General features: G+C 69.0%; 18 protein-coding genes. 11 read left to right on the top strand and 7 right to left on the bottom strand.

Annotated features, from left to right (window positions below):
• Nucleotides 1-54 precede the first annotated feature (54 nt).
• From pgi to H7V21_RS09790, 7 genes are all read left to right on the top strand, one after another.
• Nucleotides 55-1,551 carry a glucose-6-phosphate isomerase gene (pgi, locus tag H7V21_RS09820; RefSeq protein ID WP_188053457.1) on the top strand — a complete coding sequence of 499 codons (1,497 nt, stop codon included), beginning with the start codon at nt 55-57 and terminating at the stop codon, nt 1,549-1,551.
• Nucleotides 1,548-1,862 (top strand): alkylphosphonate utilization protein, encoded by a 315-nt coding sequence (locus H7V21_RS09815; protein WP_188053455.1) that lies wholly within the window; start codon nt 1,548-1,550, stop codon nt 1,860-1,862. Before pgi ends, H7V21_RS09815 begins: the two co-directional genes overlap by 4 nt.
• 154 nt (nt 1,863-2,016) lie before the next feature.
• Complete coding sequence (gene gorA / locus H7V21_RS09810; protein ID WP_188053453.1) at nt 2,017-3,366, top strand: glutathione-disulfide reductase; 1,350 nt, start codon at nt 2,017-2,019, stop codon at nt 3,364-3,366.
• Nucleotides 3,367-3,462: 96 nt separating this feature from the next.
• A complete protein-coding gene (ftsE, locus tag H7V21_RS09805) occupies nt 3,463-4,167 on the top strand; it encodes a cell division ATP-binding protein FtsE (protein ID WP_188053451.1) in 705 nt (234 codons plus the stop codon).
• Complete coding sequence (locus H7V21_RS09800; RefSeq protein WP_188053449.1) at nt 4,164-5,057, top strand: cell division protein FtsX; 894 nt, start codon at nt 4,164-4,166, stop codon at nt 5,055-5,057. Before ftsE ends, H7V21_RS09800 begins: the two co-directional genes overlap by 4 nt.
• Complete coding sequence (locus H7V21_RS09795) at nt 5,054-5,587, top strand: YdcF family protein (RefSeq protein ID WP_188053447.1); 534 nt, start codon at nt 5,054-5,056, stop codon at nt 5,585-5,587. The genes H7V21_RS09800 and H7V21_RS09795 overlap by 4 nt, the downstream gene beginning before the upstream one ends.
• Nucleotides 5,588-5,596: 9 nt before the next feature.
• Nucleotides 5,597-6,283, top strand: coding sequence for a lysophospholipid acyltransferase family protein (locus tag H7V21_RS09790; RefSeq protein WP_188053445.1), 687 nt, complete (start codon nt 5,597-5,599; stop codon nt 6,281-6,283).
• A 3-nt stretch (nt 6,284-6,286) separates the two neighbouring features.
• Here H7V21_RS09790 and H7V21_RS09785 read toward each other — a convergent pair whose 3' ends face one another.
• Nucleotides 6,287-7,195, bottom strand: a complete 909-nt coding sequence (locus tag H7V21_RS09785) for a prephenate/arogenate dehydrogenase family protein (RefSeq protein ID WP_188053443.1) — start codon at nt 7,193-7,195, stop codon at nt 6,287-6,289.
• Nucleotides 7,195-8,289 carry a histidinol-phosphate transaminase gene (gene hisC, locus H7V21_RS09780; RefSeq protein WP_188053441.1) on the bottom strand — a complete coding sequence of 365 codons (1,095 nt, stop codon included), beginning with the start codon at nt 8,287-8,289 and terminating at the stop codon, nt 7,195-7,197. The genes H7V21_RS09785 and hisC overlap by 1 nt, the downstream gene beginning before the upstream one ends.
• Nucleotides 8,290-8,371: 82 nt before the next feature.
• Here hisC and H7V21_RS09775 point away from each other — a divergent pair, with 82 nt between their 5' ends.
• Genes H7V21_RS09775 through H7V21_RS09760 form a run of 4 tightly spaced genes read left to right on the top strand, consistent with a single transcriptional unit; the run spans nt 8,372 to nt 12,544 of the window.
• On the top strand, nt 8,372-9,928 hold the full coding sequence (locus H7V21_RS09775) for a flavin monoamine oxidase family protein (RefSeq protein ID WP_188053438.1): 1,557 nt from the start codon (nt 8,372-8,374) through the stop codon (nt 9,926-9,928).
• 32 nt (nt 9,929-9,960) lie between these two features.
• Nucleotides 9,961-11,082, top strand: a complete 1,122-nt coding sequence (locus H7V21_RS09770; protein ID WP_188056471.1) for a homoserine O-acetyltransferase MetX — start codon at nt 9,961-9,963, stop codon at nt 11,080-11,082.
• Nucleotides 11,082-11,687 (top strand): methionine biosynthesis protein MetW, encoded by a 606-nt coding sequence (gene metW, locus H7V21_RS09765; protein ID WP_188053436.1) that lies wholly within the window; start codon nt 11,082-11,084, stop codon nt 11,685-11,687. Before H7V21_RS09770 ends, metW begins: the two co-directional genes overlap by 1 nt.
• Nucleotides 11,684-12,544 carry a pirin family protein gene (locus tag H7V21_RS09760; RefSeq protein ID WP_188053434.1) on the top strand — a complete coding sequence of 287 codons (861 nt, stop codon included), beginning with the start codon at nt 11,684-11,686 and terminating at the stop codon, nt 12,542-12,544. Before metW ends, H7V21_RS09760 begins: the two co-directional genes overlap by 4 nt.
• Before the next feature lie 20 nt (nt 12,545-12,564).
• Here H7V21_RS09760 and H7V21_RS09755 read toward each other — a convergent pair whose 3' ends face one another.
• From H7V21_RS09755 to H7V21_RS09735, 5 genes are all read right to left on the bottom strand, one after another.
• Nucleotides 12,565-13,371 carry a DUF1206 domain-containing protein gene (locus H7V21_RS09755; RefSeq protein WP_188053432.1) on the bottom strand — a complete coding sequence of 269 codons (807 nt, stop codon included), beginning with the start codon at nt 13,369-13,371 and terminating at the stop codon, nt 12,565-12,567.
• Between the two features lie 72 nt (nt 13,372-13,443).
• The gene (gene ssb / locus H7V21_RS09750) at nt 13,444-13,968 is read right to left on the bottom strand and encodes a single-stranded DNA-binding protein (RefSeq protein WP_188053430.1); all 525 of its coding nucleotides are present in this window, start codon (nt 13,966-13,968) and stop codon (nt 13,444-13,446) included.
• Between the two features lie 15 nt (nt 13,969-13,983).
• Nucleotides 13,984-15,837, bottom strand: coding sequence for a ferrous iron transporter B (gene feoB / locus H7V21_RS09745; RefSeq protein ID WP_188053428.1), 1,854 nt, complete (start codon nt 15,835-15,837; stop codon nt 13,984-13,986).
• A gap of 4 nt (nt 15,838-15,841) precedes the next feature.
• The gene (locus tag H7V21_RS09740; RefSeq protein WP_188053426.1) at nt 15,842-16,114 is read right to left on the bottom strand and encodes a FeoA family protein; all 273 of its coding nucleotides are present in this window, start codon (nt 16,112-16,114) and stop codon (nt 15,842-15,844) included.
• A 79-nt stretch (nt 16,115-16,193) separates the two neighbouring features.
• Nucleotides 16,194-16,859, bottom strand: a complete 666-nt coding sequence (locus tag H7V21_RS09735) for a COQ9 family protein (RefSeq protein WP_188053424.1) — start codon at nt 16,857-16,859, stop codon at nt 16,194-16,196.
• Between the last annotated feature and the right edge of the window lie 12 nt (nt 16,860-16,871).

Here is a 16,871-nt window from a genome sequence, read left to right as displayed (position 1 = left end):
CGGGACGATAGGGGATGCGTTCGGCCTGCATCCGCAAGCCGAAAGGAGACCCGCATGGCACGCCCCGACTGGACCGACCTCAAGGCGCTGGAGCGCGTGCCGCTGACCACGCTGTTCGCCGACGACCCCGAACGGCTGGCGCTGTTCACCGCCGGTGTGGCGGGGATTCATTTCGACTGGTCGAAGACGCATCTCTCGCGCGAGGCGGTCGAGCGCTTCGCCGCGCTGGCCGATGCGATGGGGCTGGCGGCGAAGCGTGACGCGCTGTTCGCGGGCGAGGTGGTGAACGCCACCGAAGGCCGCGCCGCCGAACACAGTGCCGAACGCTATGAAGGCGCCGCCGAAAGCGTCGCGCGCGCCAAGGCGCAGCACGAGCGGATGCGCGCGCTGATCGACGCGATCGAGGCCGAGGCGCTGGGGCCGGTGCGCCACATCCTGCACATCGGCATCGGCGGATCGGCGCTCGGCCCCGAGCTGCTGGTCGACGCGCTCGGCCGCGACGCATCGCGCTACGACGTCGCGATCGTTTCCAACGTCGACGGCATGGCGCTCGAAGCGGCGATGGACGAATTCGATCCCAAGGCGACGCTGCTCGCGATCGCATCGAAGACCTTCACCACCACCGAGACGATGCTCAACGCCGAAAGCGCGATCGCCTGGATGGCCGAGGGCGGCGTCAGCGATCCCTATGGCCAGGTGGTGGCGCTGACCGCCTCGCCCGAAAAGGCAGTCGCCTGGGGAGTCGACGAGACGCGCATCCTGCCGTTCAGCGAAAGCGTCGGCGGGCGCTATTCGCTGTGGTCGTCGATCGGCTTTCCGGCGGCACTGGCACTCGGCTGGGATGCTTTCGCCGAGCTGCTCGAGGGCGCCGCCGAGATGGACCGCCATTTCCGGCTTACTCCGACGCGGCGCAACGCGCCGGTGCTCGCGGCCTTCGCCGACCTCTACTATACGCAGCTACGCGGCGCCGAGACGCGCGGCGTGTTCGCCTATGACGAGCGGCTGGCGCTGCTCCCTTCCTATCTCCAGCAGCTCGAGATGGAATCCAACGGCAAGCGCGTGACCGCAGAGGGCGCGCCGGTCGAGTGGCCGACCGCGCCGATCACCTGGGGCGGAGTGGGCACCGACGCGCAGCACGCGGTGTTCCAGCTGCTTCATCAGGGCACCCATCTGGTGCCGGTCGAATTTCTCGGCGTGGTCGAGCAGGAAGACGTGCTGTCCGAGGCGCATCACCGCCAGCTTCTGCTCAACATGTTCGCGCAAGGAGCCGCGCTGATGGCTGGGCGCGCGAACGACGATGCGGCGCGCGCCTATCCCGGCGACCGCCCTTCCTCGACGCTGCTGCTCGACCGGCTCGACCCGCGCACGCTGGGCGCGCTGCTCGCCTTCTATGAGCATCGCACCTTCGTGAACGCAGTGCTGACCGGCATCAATCCGTTCGACCAGTTCGGAGTCGAGCTGGGCAAGGAAATGGCCAAGGCGGCGGATGCCGGCGACCTCGACTTCGATCCTTCGACCAACGACCTGATCGCACGAGCGCTGGGCGCATGAGCGGCGCGGCGAGCGACGGGGACTATGTCTATGACGAGGCGGGCGGGGAGTGGATTCCCGCCGCCGAGGCTGCGGCCAGGGCGCACTCCGCCGAGCAGGTCGAGGTGCGCGATTCGGTGGGCAATCTGCTCGCCGACGGCGACCAGGTGACGCTCATCAAGGATCTCACGGTCAAGGGCGCCGGACAGACGCTGAAGCGCGGGACGCTGATCAAATCGATCCGCCTCACCGGCGACAGCCAGGAGATCGATTGCAAGTACGAGGGGATCAAGGGGTTGGTGCTGCGCGCGGAATTCGTGCGCAAGCGCTAGCGCCGCGCGGTTGGCATCGTGCCGCCAGCCGCCTATCTGCCGATCGACGACGCATTCGGGTGAGCCTGTCGAAAGCCCGTTTCTCCGCAAGCGCCACATCGCTGGCGGCCCGCCCCTCGACAGGCTCGGGGCGAGCGGCAGTTTCGGGGGCTCCATGGCCGAATACGACTATGATCTCTTCGTCATCGGTGCCGGTTCGGGCGGCGTGCGCGCGGCGCGCGTTTCGGCCGCGCACGGCGCGAAAGTGGCGATCGCCGAGGAGTATCGCGTCGGCGGCACCTGCGTCATCCGCGGCTGCGTTCCCAAGAAGCTGCTCGTCTATGGCGCGCATTTCGCCGAGGATCTGAAAGACGCCCGCCGGTTCGGCTGGAACGTGCCCGAACCGTGCGAATTCGACTGGGCGACGCTGCGTGACAATGTCCTCTCCGAGGTCGACCGGCTCAACAAGGCGTATAGCCAGACGCTCGATAGTCATGGCGTCGAGATGATCCTCGAGCGAGCGGCGGTCTCGGGCCCGAACGAAGTGACGCTGGCGAGCGGGCGCACCGTGCGCGCCGAACGCATCCTGATCGCGACCGGCGCGCGGCCCTCGGTGCCTCCATGCCCGGGGCACGAACATGGCATCACGTCGAACGAAGTGTTCCACCTCGACCGCCTGCCCAAGCGCATCCTGATCGCGGGCGCCGGCTATATCGCCAACGAGTTCGCCGGCATCTTCAATCAGTTCGGCACCAAGGTGACTCTGATCAACCGATCGGACGTGATCCTGCGCGGCTATGACGAATCGATCCGTGATCGGCTGCTCCAGATCAGCATGACCAAGGGGATCGACTTCCGCTTCCATGCCGAATTCCGCGGCATCGAGAAGATGGATGACGGCTGCCTGAGGGTTTCGATGACCAATCACGAGGACATGGTCGTCGATTGCGTGCTGTTCGCCACCGGGCGCGTGCCGAACACCGAGGGACTGGGGCTGGCCGAGGCCGGCGTCGAGATCGACGCCAAGGGCGCGGTGAAAGTGGATGCCGACAACCGATCGGCGGTCGAGAGCATCTATGCGGTGGGCGATGTGACCAACCGCGTGCAGCTGACTCCCGTGGCGATCCGCGAGGGGCAGGCGTTCGCCGACACGATCTACGGCGGCAAGCCGACGCGAGTCGATTACGACTGCATCCCCGCCGCGGTGTTCAGCCATCCGCCGATGGCGGGCGTGGGGATGACCGAGGGCGAGGCGAAGAACAGGCTCGGCTCGGTCAAAATCTATACCTCCGACTTTCGCGCGATGAAGGACGTGCTTGCCGACCGGCACGAGCGGGCGCTCTACAAGATGGTGTGCGACGCGACGAACGACCGCGTGGTCGGGCTGCACATGATCGGGCCGGACGCGCCCGAAATCCTGCAGGCGGCGGCGGTCGCGGTGAAGGCGGGGCTGACCAAGGCCGACTTCGACAATACGGTCGCGCTGCACCCGAGCATGGCCGAGGAGCTGGTGCTGCTCAAATAGCCCGGCGGATCAGGGCGCTCGCCGGCGCGCTTGAGCGGGACCGGCGGCTGTGCGATGGCTTGATCCTCGCAGACGGGGAGCGGCCGGGCGCCGGCAATGGCCAATATCGTTCAATTCGAGAATGTCGGGCTGCGCTATGGCACCGGCCCCGAGACGCTGTCGGACGTCAGCTTCGCGCTCACCACCGGCGCCTTTTATTTCGTCACCGGCGCCTCGGGGGCCGGCAAGACGTCGCTGCTCAAGCTGCTCTATCTCGCGCGACGGCCGAGCCGCGGCATCGTCCGCCTGTTCGGCGAGGACACGGTGCTGCTGCCGCGCAAGCGCCTGCCCGGCTTTCGCCGCCGCATCGGCGTCGTCTTCCAGGACTTTCGGCTCCTCCCGCACCTTTCCGCCTATGACAATATCGCCCTGCCGCTGCGCGTCGCCGGCATGCCCGAGGGCGACATCGAGGCGCCGGTGCGCGAGATGCTGGCCTGGGTGGGTCTGGAGGGACGCGGCAAGGCCAAGCCGCCCACGCTCTCGGGCGGGGAACAGCAGCGGATCGCCATCGCCCGCGCAGTGATCGGCCGTCCGGAGATTCTGGTCGCCGACGAACCCACCGGAAACGTCGATCCCGACATGGCCGAGCGGCTGCTGCACCTGTTCGATTCGCTCAACCGGCTCGGCACCACCGTCGTCGTCGCGACGCACGACTTTCATTTGCTCAACCGTATCCCGAACGCGCACATGATGCGGCTCGACAAGGGGCGGCTGAGCGACCCCACCGGCGCACTGCGCCACCCGGCCGGACCGGCGGCGTGAAGTTCAGCCTCAATCCCACCGCTCCCGACCGGCGGCTGCTCGACGCGGGGCGGCACACCCGCGCGATGCGCTGGATCATGGCGATCATGCTGTTCCTCACCGTGCTCGCGGGCGCACTGGGGCTGGGCATGGTCGCGGCGACCGCTTCGCTCGACCGGCAGCTCTCGGGCCGCCTCACGGTCCAGATCGTCGAGCCGGACGCGGACGCGCGCGACCGCGAGGCGGCGCAGATGGTGGCGGCGTTCCGCGCCCTGCCCGGCGTGGTTCGCGCCGAGGAAGTCGATCGCGAGCGGCTCGCCGAACTGCTCCGCCCCTGGCTCGGCGACGCCGGGCTCGACGCCGATCTGCCGATGCCGGCGATGATCGACGTCGATCTGGCCGATGCGGCCCCGGCAACGGCCGCGCGGGTCGAACAGACGGCGCGCGCGATCGCGCCGAACGCACGAGTCGATCGCCACGCACAATGGCTGTCGCCCGTGCGGAGTTTCATGACCACGCTCAGCTGGCTGGCGACGGGGCTGGTGCTGCTCATGGCGGTCGCGACCGCCGCGGTCGTTCTGCTGGTGGCACGATCGGGGCTGGACACGCACCGCGACACGATCGAAGTGCTCCACATGCTGGGATCGACCGATGTGCAGGTGGCGCGCCTCTTTCAGCGGCGGATCGCGTTCGATACGCTGCTCGGCGGGCTCGTCGGCGCTGCGGTGGCGATCGGGCTGGTGGCATTCCTCCAGACGCGGATCGGCACGATCGGTTCGGAGATGCTGAGCGGGGTGGCGCTGCAGCAGCGCGACTGGTTCCTGCTCCTGATGCTGCCGATCGCCTTCGCGCTGCTCGCGACCTTCGCCGCGCGGACGGCGGTCCTGCGAGCGCTGGGGAAGACCTTGTGATCTGGCGACTGGCGGCGGCGGCGGTGATCGCCTGGGGCCTGGGCTTCGCGCTCTTCCTGATGTCGCTCGGCGGTCCGCTCGAGCCGCAGCGCACCGATGCGATCGTCGTGCTCACGGGCGGCCCCGGCCGGATCGATCGCGGCCTTGCGCTGATGCACCAGCGCGGCGCCGAGCGGATGCTGGTGAGCGGCGTCGCACCCGAAGTCCGCCCGCGCGAACTCGCGGCGGAGTATCAAGTCGATGATTCGCTGTTCGAATGCTGCATCGATCTGGGGCATCAGGCAGTCGACACCCGATCGAACGCCGAGGAAACCGCCGAATGGGTGCACGCCCATGGCTATCGCACGGTGCGGCTGGTGACGTCGGACTGGCACATGCCCCGCGCGCGGCTCGAGCTGCGCCATGCGCTCAACGAGGAAGTCGAGCTGATGGGCGATCCGGTGCGCACCAGCCCGCGCCTCTCGACGCTGCTGCGGGAATATCACAAATATCTCGTTCGCCGCGTCGCATTGCTCGTCGGCGCAGGCTAGGATAGCCGATTGCGCACCTTTCTCTTCCAGCTGGTCTTCTACGGCCTGTCGGTTCCGATCGTGCTCTGCGCGCCGCTTGCGGCGCTGTTCGGGCAGCGCGCGCTGATCGCCTATACCCACGGCTGGGCGACGTTCCTCAACTGGTGCGTGCGTGGGATCGCGGGTGCGCGCGTGGTGATCGAAGGTGCGCCGCCCCGGGGCGCGACTCTCTTCGCGGCCAAGCACGAGAGCTATTTCGAGACGCTAGAGCTCGCCCGGCGGATCGACGGCCCGGCGATCGTGATGAAGCGCGAGCTGCTGAAGATCCCCGTCTGGGGCTGGGCGTCGAAAGTCTATGGGGTGATCCCGGTCGACCGATCCGCTTCCGCCAAGGCGCTGCGGATGATCATGCGCGAGGGGCAAAAGGCGCGCGAAGCCGGCCGATCGGTGCTGATCTTTCCCGAGGGCACCCGCGTCGCGCCCGGCGAAACGCCGCCGATCAAATCTGGCTTTGCCGGGCTCTATCGTGCGCTCCAGCTGCCGGTGGTGCCGGTGGCGGTGCAATCGGGCCATGTCTGGTCGCGTGGCGGTCGGATGCGCCGCGGCGTGATCCGCATCCGCTTCGGCGAGCCGTTTCCACCCGGCCTGCCGCGCGACGAGGCCGAGGCGCTGGTTCAGGCGGGGATCAACGCGCTCGACGAGGCCGAGCGCCGCTGAGCGTCAGTCGTGCGACCGGCCGAAGTCCGGCCGCGCATCGTCCTGCCCTTGCTCGAGGATGCTCCTGCGCACCGCGCGCGTGCGGCTGAACAGTTCGAACAGCTCATCGCCCTTGCCCCATCGGATCGCCCGCTGGAGCGCCGAAAGGTCTTCGGAGAAGCGCTGGAGCATCTCGAGCACCGCCTCGCGATTGGCGAGGAACACGTCGCGCCACATCGTCGGATCCGATGCCGCGATCCGGGTGAAGTCGCGAAAGCCGCCGGCCGAATATTTGATGACCTCCGAGCGCGTGACTTGCTCGAGATCCGATGCGGTGCCGACGATCGTATAGGCGATCAGGTGCGGCAGATGGCTGGTGATCGCCAGCACCAGATCATGATGCGCGGGCTCCATCCGCTCGACCTCGGCACCCAGCCGCCGCCAGAATTCCGCCACGCGCTCCACCGCCAGCGGATCGGCGCCCTCGGGCGGAGTGACGATGCACCAGCGATGCTGGAAGAGACTCGCGAAGCCCGCTTCGGGGCCGCTCTGCTCGGTGCCCGCGACCGGATGCGCGGGAATGATCGTCGCGCCCGGCAGCGCCGCCGCCAGCGCTTCGGCAACGCTGGCCTTGCACGATCCCACGTCGCTGACGATCGCATCGGGCGGCAGATCGTCCGCGAACTCGGCGGCGGCCGCTCCCATCGCGCCGACGGGCACGCAGAGGATCACGAAATCGGCGTCGGTCACTGCCGCCCCGGCGCTGTCGGCGATATCGTCGCACAGGCCGAGCCGCTGCGCGGTATCGCGCACTTCCGCATCGGCGTCATAGCCGGTCAGCCGTACGCCCGGCATCTGCGCGCGCACGGCACGGGCGACCGACGAGCCGATCAGCCCCAGCCCGATCACGGTGACGCGGGCGAAGGGCAGCATCAGCCGCCCACGATCTCGCGCAGCGCGGCGGCGAGCCCGCGGACCTCCTCCTCGGTGCCGATGGTGATGCGCAGGCCGTGCGGCAGCCCCTGCCCGGGCAGCCAGCGCACGATGTAGCCGCGCTCCATCAGCGCCTTGTATGCGGTCTCGGCGCTCACCGCGCCTTCGAACAGCACCAGCAGGAAATTCGCCTGCGACGGCACCGCGCGCAGCCCCGCATTGCCGAGCGCCGCCACCTGCTCGTCCAGCCAGGCGCGCCACTGCGCATTGTGACTGCGGCTCTCGTCGACGAATTCGTCGGCGCCCAGCGCGGCGATCGCCGCACGCTGGCCGGCGATGGTGACGTTGAAGGGCGCGCGAATGCGATGCATCGCGTCGATCACCGGCGCCGCGGCATAGCCCCAGCCGATCCGTTCGGCGGCAAGGCCGTAGATCTTCGAGAAGGTGCGCGTCACCAGCACGTTCGGCGCCGTCTTCGCGAGCTCCAGCCCGCCGTCGTCGTCCTCCGGCGTCAGATATTCGGCATAGGCATGGTCGAGCACCAGCAGCACGCTGGACGGCAGCCCCGCGTGCAGCCGGGCGATCTCCGCGCGCGAACTGTGCGTTCCGGTCGGATTGTTCGGATTGGCGACATAGACGACACGCGTGCGATCGGTGACGCAGGCGAGGATCGCGTCGACATCGGTTGCATAGTCGCGATCGGGCGCCACCACCGGGCTTGCGCCAACGCGCCGCGCCGCGATCTCGTACACTGCGAAGCCGTAGCGGACGAAGATCACTTCGTCGCCCGGCCCGGCGAACGCACCTGCGGCGAGATGCAGCACTTCGTCCGATCCGGTGCCGTAGATGATCCGCGCGGGATCAAGGCCGTGCTTCGCCGCCAGCGCCTCGCGCAGCGCCGTCGCCCCCGCGTCGGGATAGCGCTCCAGATTGCCGCACGCCGCCGCAAAGGCATCGCGAGCGGCCTCGGGCGTGCCGAGCGGGTTCTCGTTCGACGAGAGCTTGGCGGCCTTTGCGCCGCTGTCGGTGGTCGACCGCCCGGGAACATAGGGGGCGATGTCGAGGATCCAGGGTTTGGGTTGGGGTGCGCTCATGCGGGCGGATTGGCGGAACGCTTACCGGATGGCAAGGTCGCGGGGGTAGGAAGTGTCCCCGGGGCAGCGGAAGGGGACGGGGATGCGAGCAGGCGGCACGCTGTGGCGCGCGCTGGAAACGGCGCGACGCGCGAACTGTGCCGCGGCGGGCGAGACGCTGCCGCAGCCCGGCGGCCAGCCCCTGCCGCGCCGCGCCTTGCTGAAAGGCCTCGCCGCCGCCGCGACCGTGGCGGCGATGCCGCGCCCCGCGCACGCTTTCACCGGCGGCCGCGTCGCGGTCATCGGCGGCGGCATCGCCGGGCTCACCGCACTTCACCGGCTGCGCGCGGCGGGCGTCGACGCGCATCTCTACGAAGCGCGCGGGCGGATCGGCGGCCGCATGTTCACCTGGCGCCCCGCCGACGGCGGCACGCCGTTCGAACAGGGCGGACAGCTGGTGAACAGCGATCACCGCGACATCCACATGCTCGCCGCCGAATTCGGGATCGCGCTGCTCGACCGCAAGGAAGCGCCGCACCGATCGCTGCTCGTGGCGAACGGCGCGCTCGTGCCGCCGGACGCGCTCGCCGAGGCGTTGCGCCCGATCGCGGCCCGGATCGGCGCCGACGCCGACCGGCTCGATGCCGACTATGCCCGCGTCGCGCCTGCCCTCGACCGGCTTTCGGTGGCCGACTATCTCGATCGGCATGCCGACAAGCTGCCCCAGCCCTGGGTCCGCCGCCTGCTCGAAGCGACCGCGCGGACCGAATATGGTGCCGAACCGCAGGACGCGTCGGCGCTCGAGCTGATCTTCAACCTTCCCACCGTCGACGGCCGCCGAGTCGAGGTGCTGGGCGGCAGCGACGAGCAGTTCGTCCTCGACGGCGGCAGCGGCGCACTGACCGACGCCATCGCCGCGCGCCACGCGGCGCATATCACCACCGGACGCCGCCTGCTGCGGATCGACTCGATTCGCGGCGGCCTGCGCCTTTCCTTCCTCGACGGCAGCACGGCGCATGCCGATCGCGTGATCGTCGCCGTGCCCGCCCCGATCCTGCGCCAGATCCATTTCGGCGTGCCGCTCCCGCCGCTGTGGCGCCACTTCATCGAGACGGTCGAACTCGGCCGAAACGAGAAGGTGCAGGCGGCTACTCGGGGCCGGCCGGCGCGCGCCGCGCTGGGAGCGGGCGGCGAGCTGTGGGACGCCGACCCGGAGGCCGGCTATGCGCTCGGCTGGGACGGCTCGGTTCCCGGCGCCGCGGCGCCGGTATGGACCTGGTATCTGGGCGGCGATCAGGTCGATTGCGCCGGCCCGGCGGACGCCCGCGCCGCAGCGTTCGCCGCGCGGAGTGTGCTCGCCATCCCCGGCTTCGCCGAGCACCTGACCAGCGAAGTCCGCGCCACCCGCTGGTGCCGCGACCCGCTCACGCTTGGCGCCTACAGCAACTATCGGCCGGGCCAGCTCACCCGATTTGCGCCGCTCTTCTGGGTGGAGTCGCACGATCCGGCAGAACGGCAGCAGGCCATCGTCGGCCCGATCACCTTCGCCGGCGAGCATCTGTCGGATGCCTGGCCCGGCTATATGAACGGCGGCGCGCAGACCGGGCGCCTGGCGGCCGAAACCCTGATCGGCAGCGCCGCAATTCGCGCCGCCGCTTGACGCGGACCCGCGCGCGCCGCACCTGCACTCCGATGAGTGGAGATGCGCGTTTCGGCCTTGGCCGCACGGTGACGCTGCCGGGGCCGCTGCGGCTCGACGGCGGCGTGCTGCTGTCGCCGGTCGATATCGCCTATGAAACCTATGGCGCGCTGGCGCCCGATGGCGGCAATGCCGTCCTCGTCTGCCATGCGCTCACCGGCGACCAGCATGTCGCGTCCGAACATCCGCGCACCGGCAAGCCGGGCTGGTGGAGCCGCATGGTCGGACCGGGCAAGCCGATCGATACCGACCGGTTCTTCGTCATCTGCGCCAATGTACTGGGAAGCTGCATGGGCTCGACCGGCCCGGCGAGCACAAACCCGGCGACCGGCAGGCCCTGGGGCATGGGTTTTCCGGTGATCACCATCCGCGACATGGTGCGCGCACAGGCTTTGCTGCTCGACCATCTCGGCGTCGCGCGGCTGCATGCGGTGGTCGGCGGATCGATGGGCGGGATGCAGGCGCTCAGCTGGGCGGCGACCTTCCCCGATCGCGTCACGGCAGCGGTCGTAATCGCATCGACCGCGCGCCATTCGGCCCAGAACATCGCCTTTCACGAAGTCGGGCGGCAAGCGGTGATGGCCGATCCGCGCTGGAACGGCGGCGACTATTATGCGGCCGGTGACCCGCCGACCGCCGGCCTCGCTGTCGCGCGCATGGCAGCGCACATCACCTATCTTTCCGAAGCCGGGCTCACTGCCAAGTTCGGGCGCAAGCTCCAGGCGCGCGAAGCCAAGACCTTCGGCTTCGACGCCGATTTCCAGGTCGAAAGCTATCTGCGGCATCAGGGGATCAGCTTCGTCGACCGGTTCGACGCCAACAGCTATCTCTACATCACCCGGGCGATGGACTATTTCGACCTCGCCGAAGAGCATGGCGGGCTGCTCGCCAACGCCTTCCGCGCGTCGAAGGCGCGTTTCTGCGTCGTCAGCTTCGACACCGACTGGCTCTATCCCACCGCCGATTCGCGCGCGATTGTCCATGCGCTCAACGCCGCCGCGGCGCCGACCAGCTTCGTCGAACTCTCCTCGCCCTTCGGCCATGACGCCTTCCTGCTCGAGAACCCGGAATTGTCGCGCATGATCGGCGGATTTCTCCGCGCGGGAGAGCGCTGATGACCGAGCTGCGACCCGATCTCGCGATCATCGCCGCCAATGTCGCGCCGGGCAGCCGGGTGCTCGACATCGGCTGCGGCGACGGCGCGCTGATGGCCGCGCTGCGCGACCGGCACGGCTGCGACGCACGCGGGCTCGAGATCGACGCCGGCAACGTCGCCGCGGCGATGACGCGCGGGCTCTCGGTCGTGCAGGGCGATGCCGACATCGACCTCGCCGACTATCCGGACGGCGCATTCGACGTCGCGATCCTCAGCCAGACGCTCCAGACCACGCGGCGCCCGGACCTGGTGCTCGAGCATCTGCTGCGCATCGGGCGGCAGGCCTTCGTCTCCTTCCCCAATTTCGCGCACTGGCGGATGCGAGCGTCGCTGCTGGCGCGCGGGCGGATGCCGGTGACGCGCGAGCTGCCGAGCGCCTGGTTCGACACGCCGAACATCCACCACCTCACGATCGAGGATTTCCGCGATCTGGTGCGCGGGCGGGGGATCGCAGTCGACGGCTGCTGGTTCCTTGCAGGAGGCCGGCAGCGCGGCGCGGCGATGGCGAATCTGTTCGCCGAGCACGCCGTTTTCCAGCTGCGGCGTGAGGAGAGGACAGCATGACCGATCGGACCATTCGCCGACTGCACCCGGCGCTGCGCGACGACATCGGCGATCTGGTGACGCGCCGGCCGGTCCCCGGCCCGGCGATCGACCGCATCGGCGCCTTTCTGTTCCTCAACCACCATGGACCCCAGACCTACCCGCCGGGCAATTCGGGCCTTCCTTTCGGCCCGCATCCGCATCGCGGGTTCGAGACCGTGACCTTCATTCTCAAAGGCGCGCTCGCCCACACCGATTCCGTCGGGCATGCCAACGTGATCCGCGCCGGCGGCATCCAGTGGATGACCGCGGGGAGCGGCATCGTGCATGCCGAGGTTTCGCCCGAGGAATTCCGCCGCGACGGCGGCCCGATGGAGATCCTCCAGCTTTGGGTGAACCTGCCCGCGCGGCTGAAGATGACCGATCCGCGCTATGTCGGCGCGCAGGCGGACGCGATCCCCGCCGTCGCCGCAGGCGGCGCGACGCTCCACCTCGTTTCGGGCGAGTGGCACGGCGCGCGCGGCCCGGTCGACTCGCTGACCGGCGTGTTCCTGAGCTGGATCGAGCTTGCGCCCGGCGCCGAGCTTGTCCTCGATGGGCTCTCCGGGCGCGACGTTTTCCTCTATGTCGCCCGCGGCGCCGCGCAGATCGGCGACGCTTCGGTGCCCCATTTCACCCTCGCCGAGCTCGCCGAGGGCGATCGGGTGACGATCGGCTCGGCCGAGGGCGCCGTGCTGTTGTTCGGCCATGCCGATCCCATCGACGAGCCGGTCGTCGCGCACGGCCCCTTCGTGATGAACAGTGCCGAGGAGATCCGCCAGGCGGTGATCGACTATCAGGCGGGCAGGTTCGGCGCGGCCCCGATCGTCGAGGCCTGACGCCGCCCGGCATGCCGCTCCTAGAGCAGCGGCACAGCCTTGTTCTTCACGCGTTCGATCACATTCTCGTTCCGGATTCGGCGATAGCGCGCCATCACCAGGCTGAAGATTCCGAAGACCAGCAGCCCCACCGCGACGGCGGTGTAGAGCCAGCCGATCTCGCGCATCGACTGGAGAGCCGCCTCGAAGCTCAGATCGCCGGTATCGCCGCCGAACGCCGATTGCAGGATCTGCCAGCCGAGCGCCACGAACACCGCGGCCCGCGCGGCATAGCCGATGCGGCCGATCCATTCGGTCCAGCCCGGCGCATCGGCATCGAGCAGGCGCATGAACTTGCCCGTCGCCGCCTTCACCCCCTGATTGACGCCGCCCAGCAGGAAGCCGATGCCGACGAGCACGAGCACCGCAGTGCCGCCCGGCAGCGCAAGCACGGTCTGCGCGGCTTCCGAACTGGTGCTGCCGCTGCCCGAGCCGCCGCCGCCTCCGTCGGAGAAGGCGATCTTGGCCGCCAGAAAGGCGAGGATCAGATGCGCGATGCCGCTGGCGGCATGTCCGATCCGCTTGCCGATCCCCTTGGCGTCGTCACCTTCACCCTGGATATCGATCGCCGCGCCATAGAGCCGGAAGACGCCATAGCCGAACAGCCCCAGCGCAGTGAACGCCAGCAGCACGGTGCCGGCGGGCAGATCCTGAATGTCCTCGAGAATGCTTGCCGTACCTTCGCTTTGGCCGGTGGCGAGCGTGATATAGCCGATCAGGAAATAGACGATTGCGCGGGCGAGATAGCCGATTCGCGCGAAAGTCTCTAGTCGGGCGACGCGTTCCATGGGGGTTCTCCTCCTGTTGGAACGCCAGTGCACGAAGCGGGAGGAAGGTTCCCCTTCCCTCTCGGGAGCGCCTCAGAAGGGGACGTCGTCGTCCAGGTCGTCGGGGAAGTCGCTGCCGCCGCCGCGCGACCCGCCGCCACCGCCGAAGCCGCCGCCGCGGCTCGAGGACTGGCCGGCGAAATCGTCACCGCCGCCGCCCCAGTCGCCACCGCCGCGCGCGCCGCCACCGCCGCCCTGCCCGCCACCCGGCGAATCGAGCATCGTCAGCACCGAGTTGAAGCCCTGCAGCACCACTTCGGTCGAATAGCGGTCGTTGCCCGACTGGTCCTGCCACTTCCGGGTCTGGAGCTGGCCCTCGATATAGACCTTGCTGCCCTTGCGCAGATAGCGTTCGGCGACGTTGGCGAGCCCCTCGTTGAAGATCGCGACCGAATGCCATTCGGTCTTCTCGCGCCGCTCGCCGGTGTTGCGATCCTTCCAGTTCTCGCTGGTCGCGATGCGCAGATTGACCACCTTGCCGCCGTTCTGGAACGTCCGGCTCTCCGGATCGCGGCCCAGATTGCCGACCAGGATCACCTTGTTCACCGAACCCGACATGCGCTTCTTCTCCCGTTACAAACCGATCGCTCTGGCCGACCAGTATGTAACGCCCGCCGCGACATAGGCTAGGGCAAAGAGATAGCCGATCATGAACAGCGGCCAGCGCCAGCCGTTCGTCTCGCGCCGAGTGATCGCGATCGTCGAGATGCACTGCGGGGCGAACACGAACCACATGAGGAATGCCAGTGCCGTCGGCAGGCTCCAGCGCGTCTGCAGATTCTCGCGGATGTCCGCCTGGCCCGCCGCGCCTTCGGGATCGTCGATCGCATAGACGGTGGCGATCGCCGAGACCGCCACTTCGCGCGCCGCCATCGCCGGCAGCAGTGCGAGCGCGATATCGCGATTGAAGCCGATCGGCGCCACCACCGTCTCGATCGCCCCGCCGATCCTCCCCGCGATCGAATACTCGACCTGGCTTCGCCCCTCGGGCGCCTGCGGGAAGCTGAGCAGCGCCCACAGCACGATCGTGGTGATCAGGATGATCCCGCCGGCGCGCTTCAGAAAGATCTCGGCACGCTGCCACAGGCCCAGCACCAGATCGCGCGGGCGCGGCCACTGGTATTTCGGCATTTCCATCATGAAGCCCGAGGATGCGCCCTTGGTCACCGTTCGCCGCAGCAGCAGCGCCGCGATCATCGCGCCGACGATGCCGAAGAGATAGAGCGCGAACAGCACCAGCCCCTGCAGCCCCACGCCCGGAGCCACCGCCGTGTCGGGAATGAAGGCGGCGATGATGATCGTATAGACCGGCAGCCGTGCCGAGCAGGTCATCAGCGGCGCGATGAGGATCGTCGCCAGCCGCTCGCGTTCGTCGCTGATCGTGCGGGTCGCCATGATGCCCGGCACCGCGCAGGCGAAGGACGACAGCAGCGGAATGAACGCCCGGCCCGACAGGCCGACGCCCGCCATCAGCCGGTCCATCAGAAACGCCGCGCGGACCATATAGCCCGACGCCTCCAGCACCAGGATGAAGAGGAACAGGATCAGGATCTGCGGCAGGAAGACGACGACCGCGCCGACGCCTTCGATCACGCCGTCGACCAACGCGGATCGGATCAGCCCCTCGGGCAGGGCCGCCGCCACGGTTTCGCCGACCCAGCCGACCAGCGATTCGATCCAGCCGATCGGCGCTTCGGACCAGGCGAACACCGCCTGAAACATCACGAACATCAGCGCGAGCAGGATCAGCGGCCCCGCCACCGGATTCAGCACGACCGAATCGATGCGCGCGGACCAGCGCCGGCCGGCGGTTTCGGAAACCGTCGCGGCCTTGGCGATCTGCCGCGCGCGGCGCTGCAACAACGAAATATCGCGCGGAGCCGCATCGGGCGCAGGCGCCCTGGCGTTCGGCGCGCGCAGCAGCTCGCCCAGCCGCTCGCGCAACGGCTCGAGCCCGCGGCGGCGCACCGCCACGGTCGGCACCACCGGCACCCCCAGCTCGCGTTCGAGCACCGCCGCGTCGAGCGTCAACCCGTCGCGCTCGGCGAGATCCACCATGTTCAGCGCGACGATCACCGGCAGACCCAGTTCGATGAGCTGAAGCGTGAAGCGCAGGTGGTTGTCGAGGTTGGCGGCGTCCACCACCACCACGATCGCATCCGGCCGCCGCTCGCCCGCCTGTCGCCCGAACACCACGTCGCGCGTCACGCGCTCGTCGGGACTCGACGGCTCGAGGCTGTAGGTGCCGGGCAAGTCGACCAGCTCGACCGGGCGACCGTCGGCAAGCGCCATGCGGCCTGCGTGGCGCTCCACCGTTACGCCGGGATAATTGCCCACCTTCTGGCGGGCGCCGGTCAGTGCGTTGAACAGGGCGCTTTTGCCGGCATTGGGATTGCCGACGAGGGCCACCAGCGGTGCAGGATTCATGGGCTCAGCCGCCGTCCGCGGAAACATGGATCGCGGCGGCCACGTGCCGCCGCAATGCCACTGTCATGCGCCCGATCCGCACCCCGACCGGGCCGCCCCACACGCCCGAACGGTGGAGCAAGGCGATTTCGATTCCTTCGTCGAGCCCGAACTCGCGGAGCCGCCGGGCTTCGGGTTCGGAAAGCGCGTGCCAATCGACGCGATTCACTGCGGCAGGGCAGTGGCGCGGCAAGTCGATCAGGCTGCGGACGGTGTCGAGAGCGGGAGCAGTGGCCATTGCTGCGACTGATTATCAATAACGCGCTGCGCTGCAAAGCGCTTTGTGCGGAGTCGCGGTCTCGCGCGCGTCGCAGCGGTCACACCGCCGGATAGCGGAGCCGCCCAATGAAGCGCGAGAGGCTCGGCCGGTGCTGGCCGCGGCCGAGCAGCCGCGCCTTGGCTTTTTCGAACCGCATCACGCCGTCGATCCGCCGGCCGAGGAAGCCGCGCGTCTCCACCCAGTCCTCGCTTTCGTCGTTGACGAACACGGCGATCGTCGCGGCATAGACGCCGCCCAGAATCGCGCGTTTGGTATAATGGTTGTAATCGGTCGCGGTGTCGCCCGCGAGCCGCCACATCCGGTCCGCCGAACGCCAGCCGAGCCGCGCCGCGCGCGCCGCATTCTGCGGCATCGCCAGGATAGCAAGCGCTCGCCGCAGCGCCTCGCGATTGCCCGCCAGAAGATCGAGCCGCGCCTCGACCAGCGCCGTGATCCGCTCGCGGATCTTCATCGCCGACAGCTGCGCGTCGGTGAAGCGCGCGGCCATCGCCGAATCGATATGCGCGAACCAGGCGTCGATCATCTCGACGGCCCCGCCGGGATAGGCGAGCGCCGCGACGTCGCGATCGAGGCCCAGCGTGTCCGCGGCCTGCGCCACCGCCTGCGCGCTCCAGCCGTCGAAAGCGGCGTTCAGCGCGACCTCGGGCGCCAGCGCCTCGCGGACTTCGTCGAGCGTTGCATCGTTCAGCTCGGGATGGGCCATGACCGGATCTCC

Source organism: Sphingosinithalassobacter sp. CS137, from assembly GCF_014334115.1.
Lineage (GTDB): Bacteria > Pseudomonadota > Alphaproteobacteria > Sphingomonadales > Sphingomonadaceae > Sphingomonas.
Note: the sequence above shows the minus strand (reverse complement) of the source record. Positions and strands in the feature narration are given on the sequence as shown.

Excerpts from the sequence above, each read along its gene's own strand:
- hisC (WP_188053441.1), bottom strand. The coding sequence starts at position 8,289 with ATGAGCGCACCCCAACCCAAACCCTGGATCCTCGACATCGCCCCCTAT.
- H7V21_RS09755 (WP_188053432.1), bottom strand. The coding sequence starts at position 13,371 with ATGGAACGCGTCGCCCGACTAGAGACTTTCGCGCGAATCGGCTATCTC.
- H7V21_RS09775 (WP_188053438.1), top strand. The coding sequence starts at position 8,372 with ATGCGAGCAGGCGGCACGCTGTGGCGCGCGCTGGAAACGGCGCGACGC.
- H7V21_RS09735 (WP_188053424.1), bottom strand. The coding sequence starts at position 16,859 with ATGGCCCATCCCGAGCTGAACGATGCAACGCTCGACGAAGTCCGCGAG.
- H7V21_RS09760 (WP_188053434.1), top strand. The coding sequence starts at position 11,684 with ATGACCGATCGGACCATTCGCCGACTGCACCCGGCGCTGCGCGACGAC.
- H7V21_RS09815 (WP_188053455.1), top strand. The coding sequence starts at position 1,548 with ATGAGCGGCGCGGCGAGCGACGGGGACTATGTCTATGACGAGGCGGGC.
- H7V21_RS09770 (WP_188056471.1), top strand. The coding sequence starts at position 9,961 with ATGAGTGGAGATGCGCGTTTCGGCCTTGGCCGCACGGTGACGCTGCCG.
- H7V21_RS09740 (WP_188053426.1), bottom strand. The coding sequence starts at position 16,114 with ATGGCCACTGCTCCCGCTCTCGACACCGTCCGCAGCCTGATCGACTTG.
- ftsE (WP_188053451.1), top strand. The coding sequence starts at position 3,463 with ATGGCCAATATCGTTCAATTCGAGAATGTCGGGCTGCGCTATGGCACC.
- gorA (WP_188053453.1), top strand. The coding sequence starts at position 2,017 with ATGGCCGAATACGACTATGATCTCTTCGTCATCGGTGCCGGTTCGGGC.
- feoB (WP_188053428.1), bottom strand. The coding sequence starts at position 15,837 with ATGAATCCTGCACCGCTGGTGGCCCTCGTCGGCAATCCCAATGCCGGC.
- ssb (WP_188053430.1), bottom strand. The coding sequence starts at position 13,968 with ATGTCGGGTTCGGTGAACAAGGTGATCCTGGTCGGCAATCTGGGCCGC.
- H7V21_RS09785 (WP_188053443.1), bottom strand. The coding sequence starts at position 7,195 with ATGCTGCCCTTCGCCCGCGTCACCGTGATCGGGCTGGGGCTGATCGGC.
- metW (WP_188053436.1), top strand. The coding sequence starts at position 11,082 with ATGACCGAGCTGCGACCCGATCTCGCGATCATCGCCGCCAATGTCGCG.
- pgi (WP_188053457.1), top strand. The coding sequence starts at position 55 with ATGGCACGCCCCGACTGGACCGACCTCAAGGCGCTGGAGCGCGTGCCG.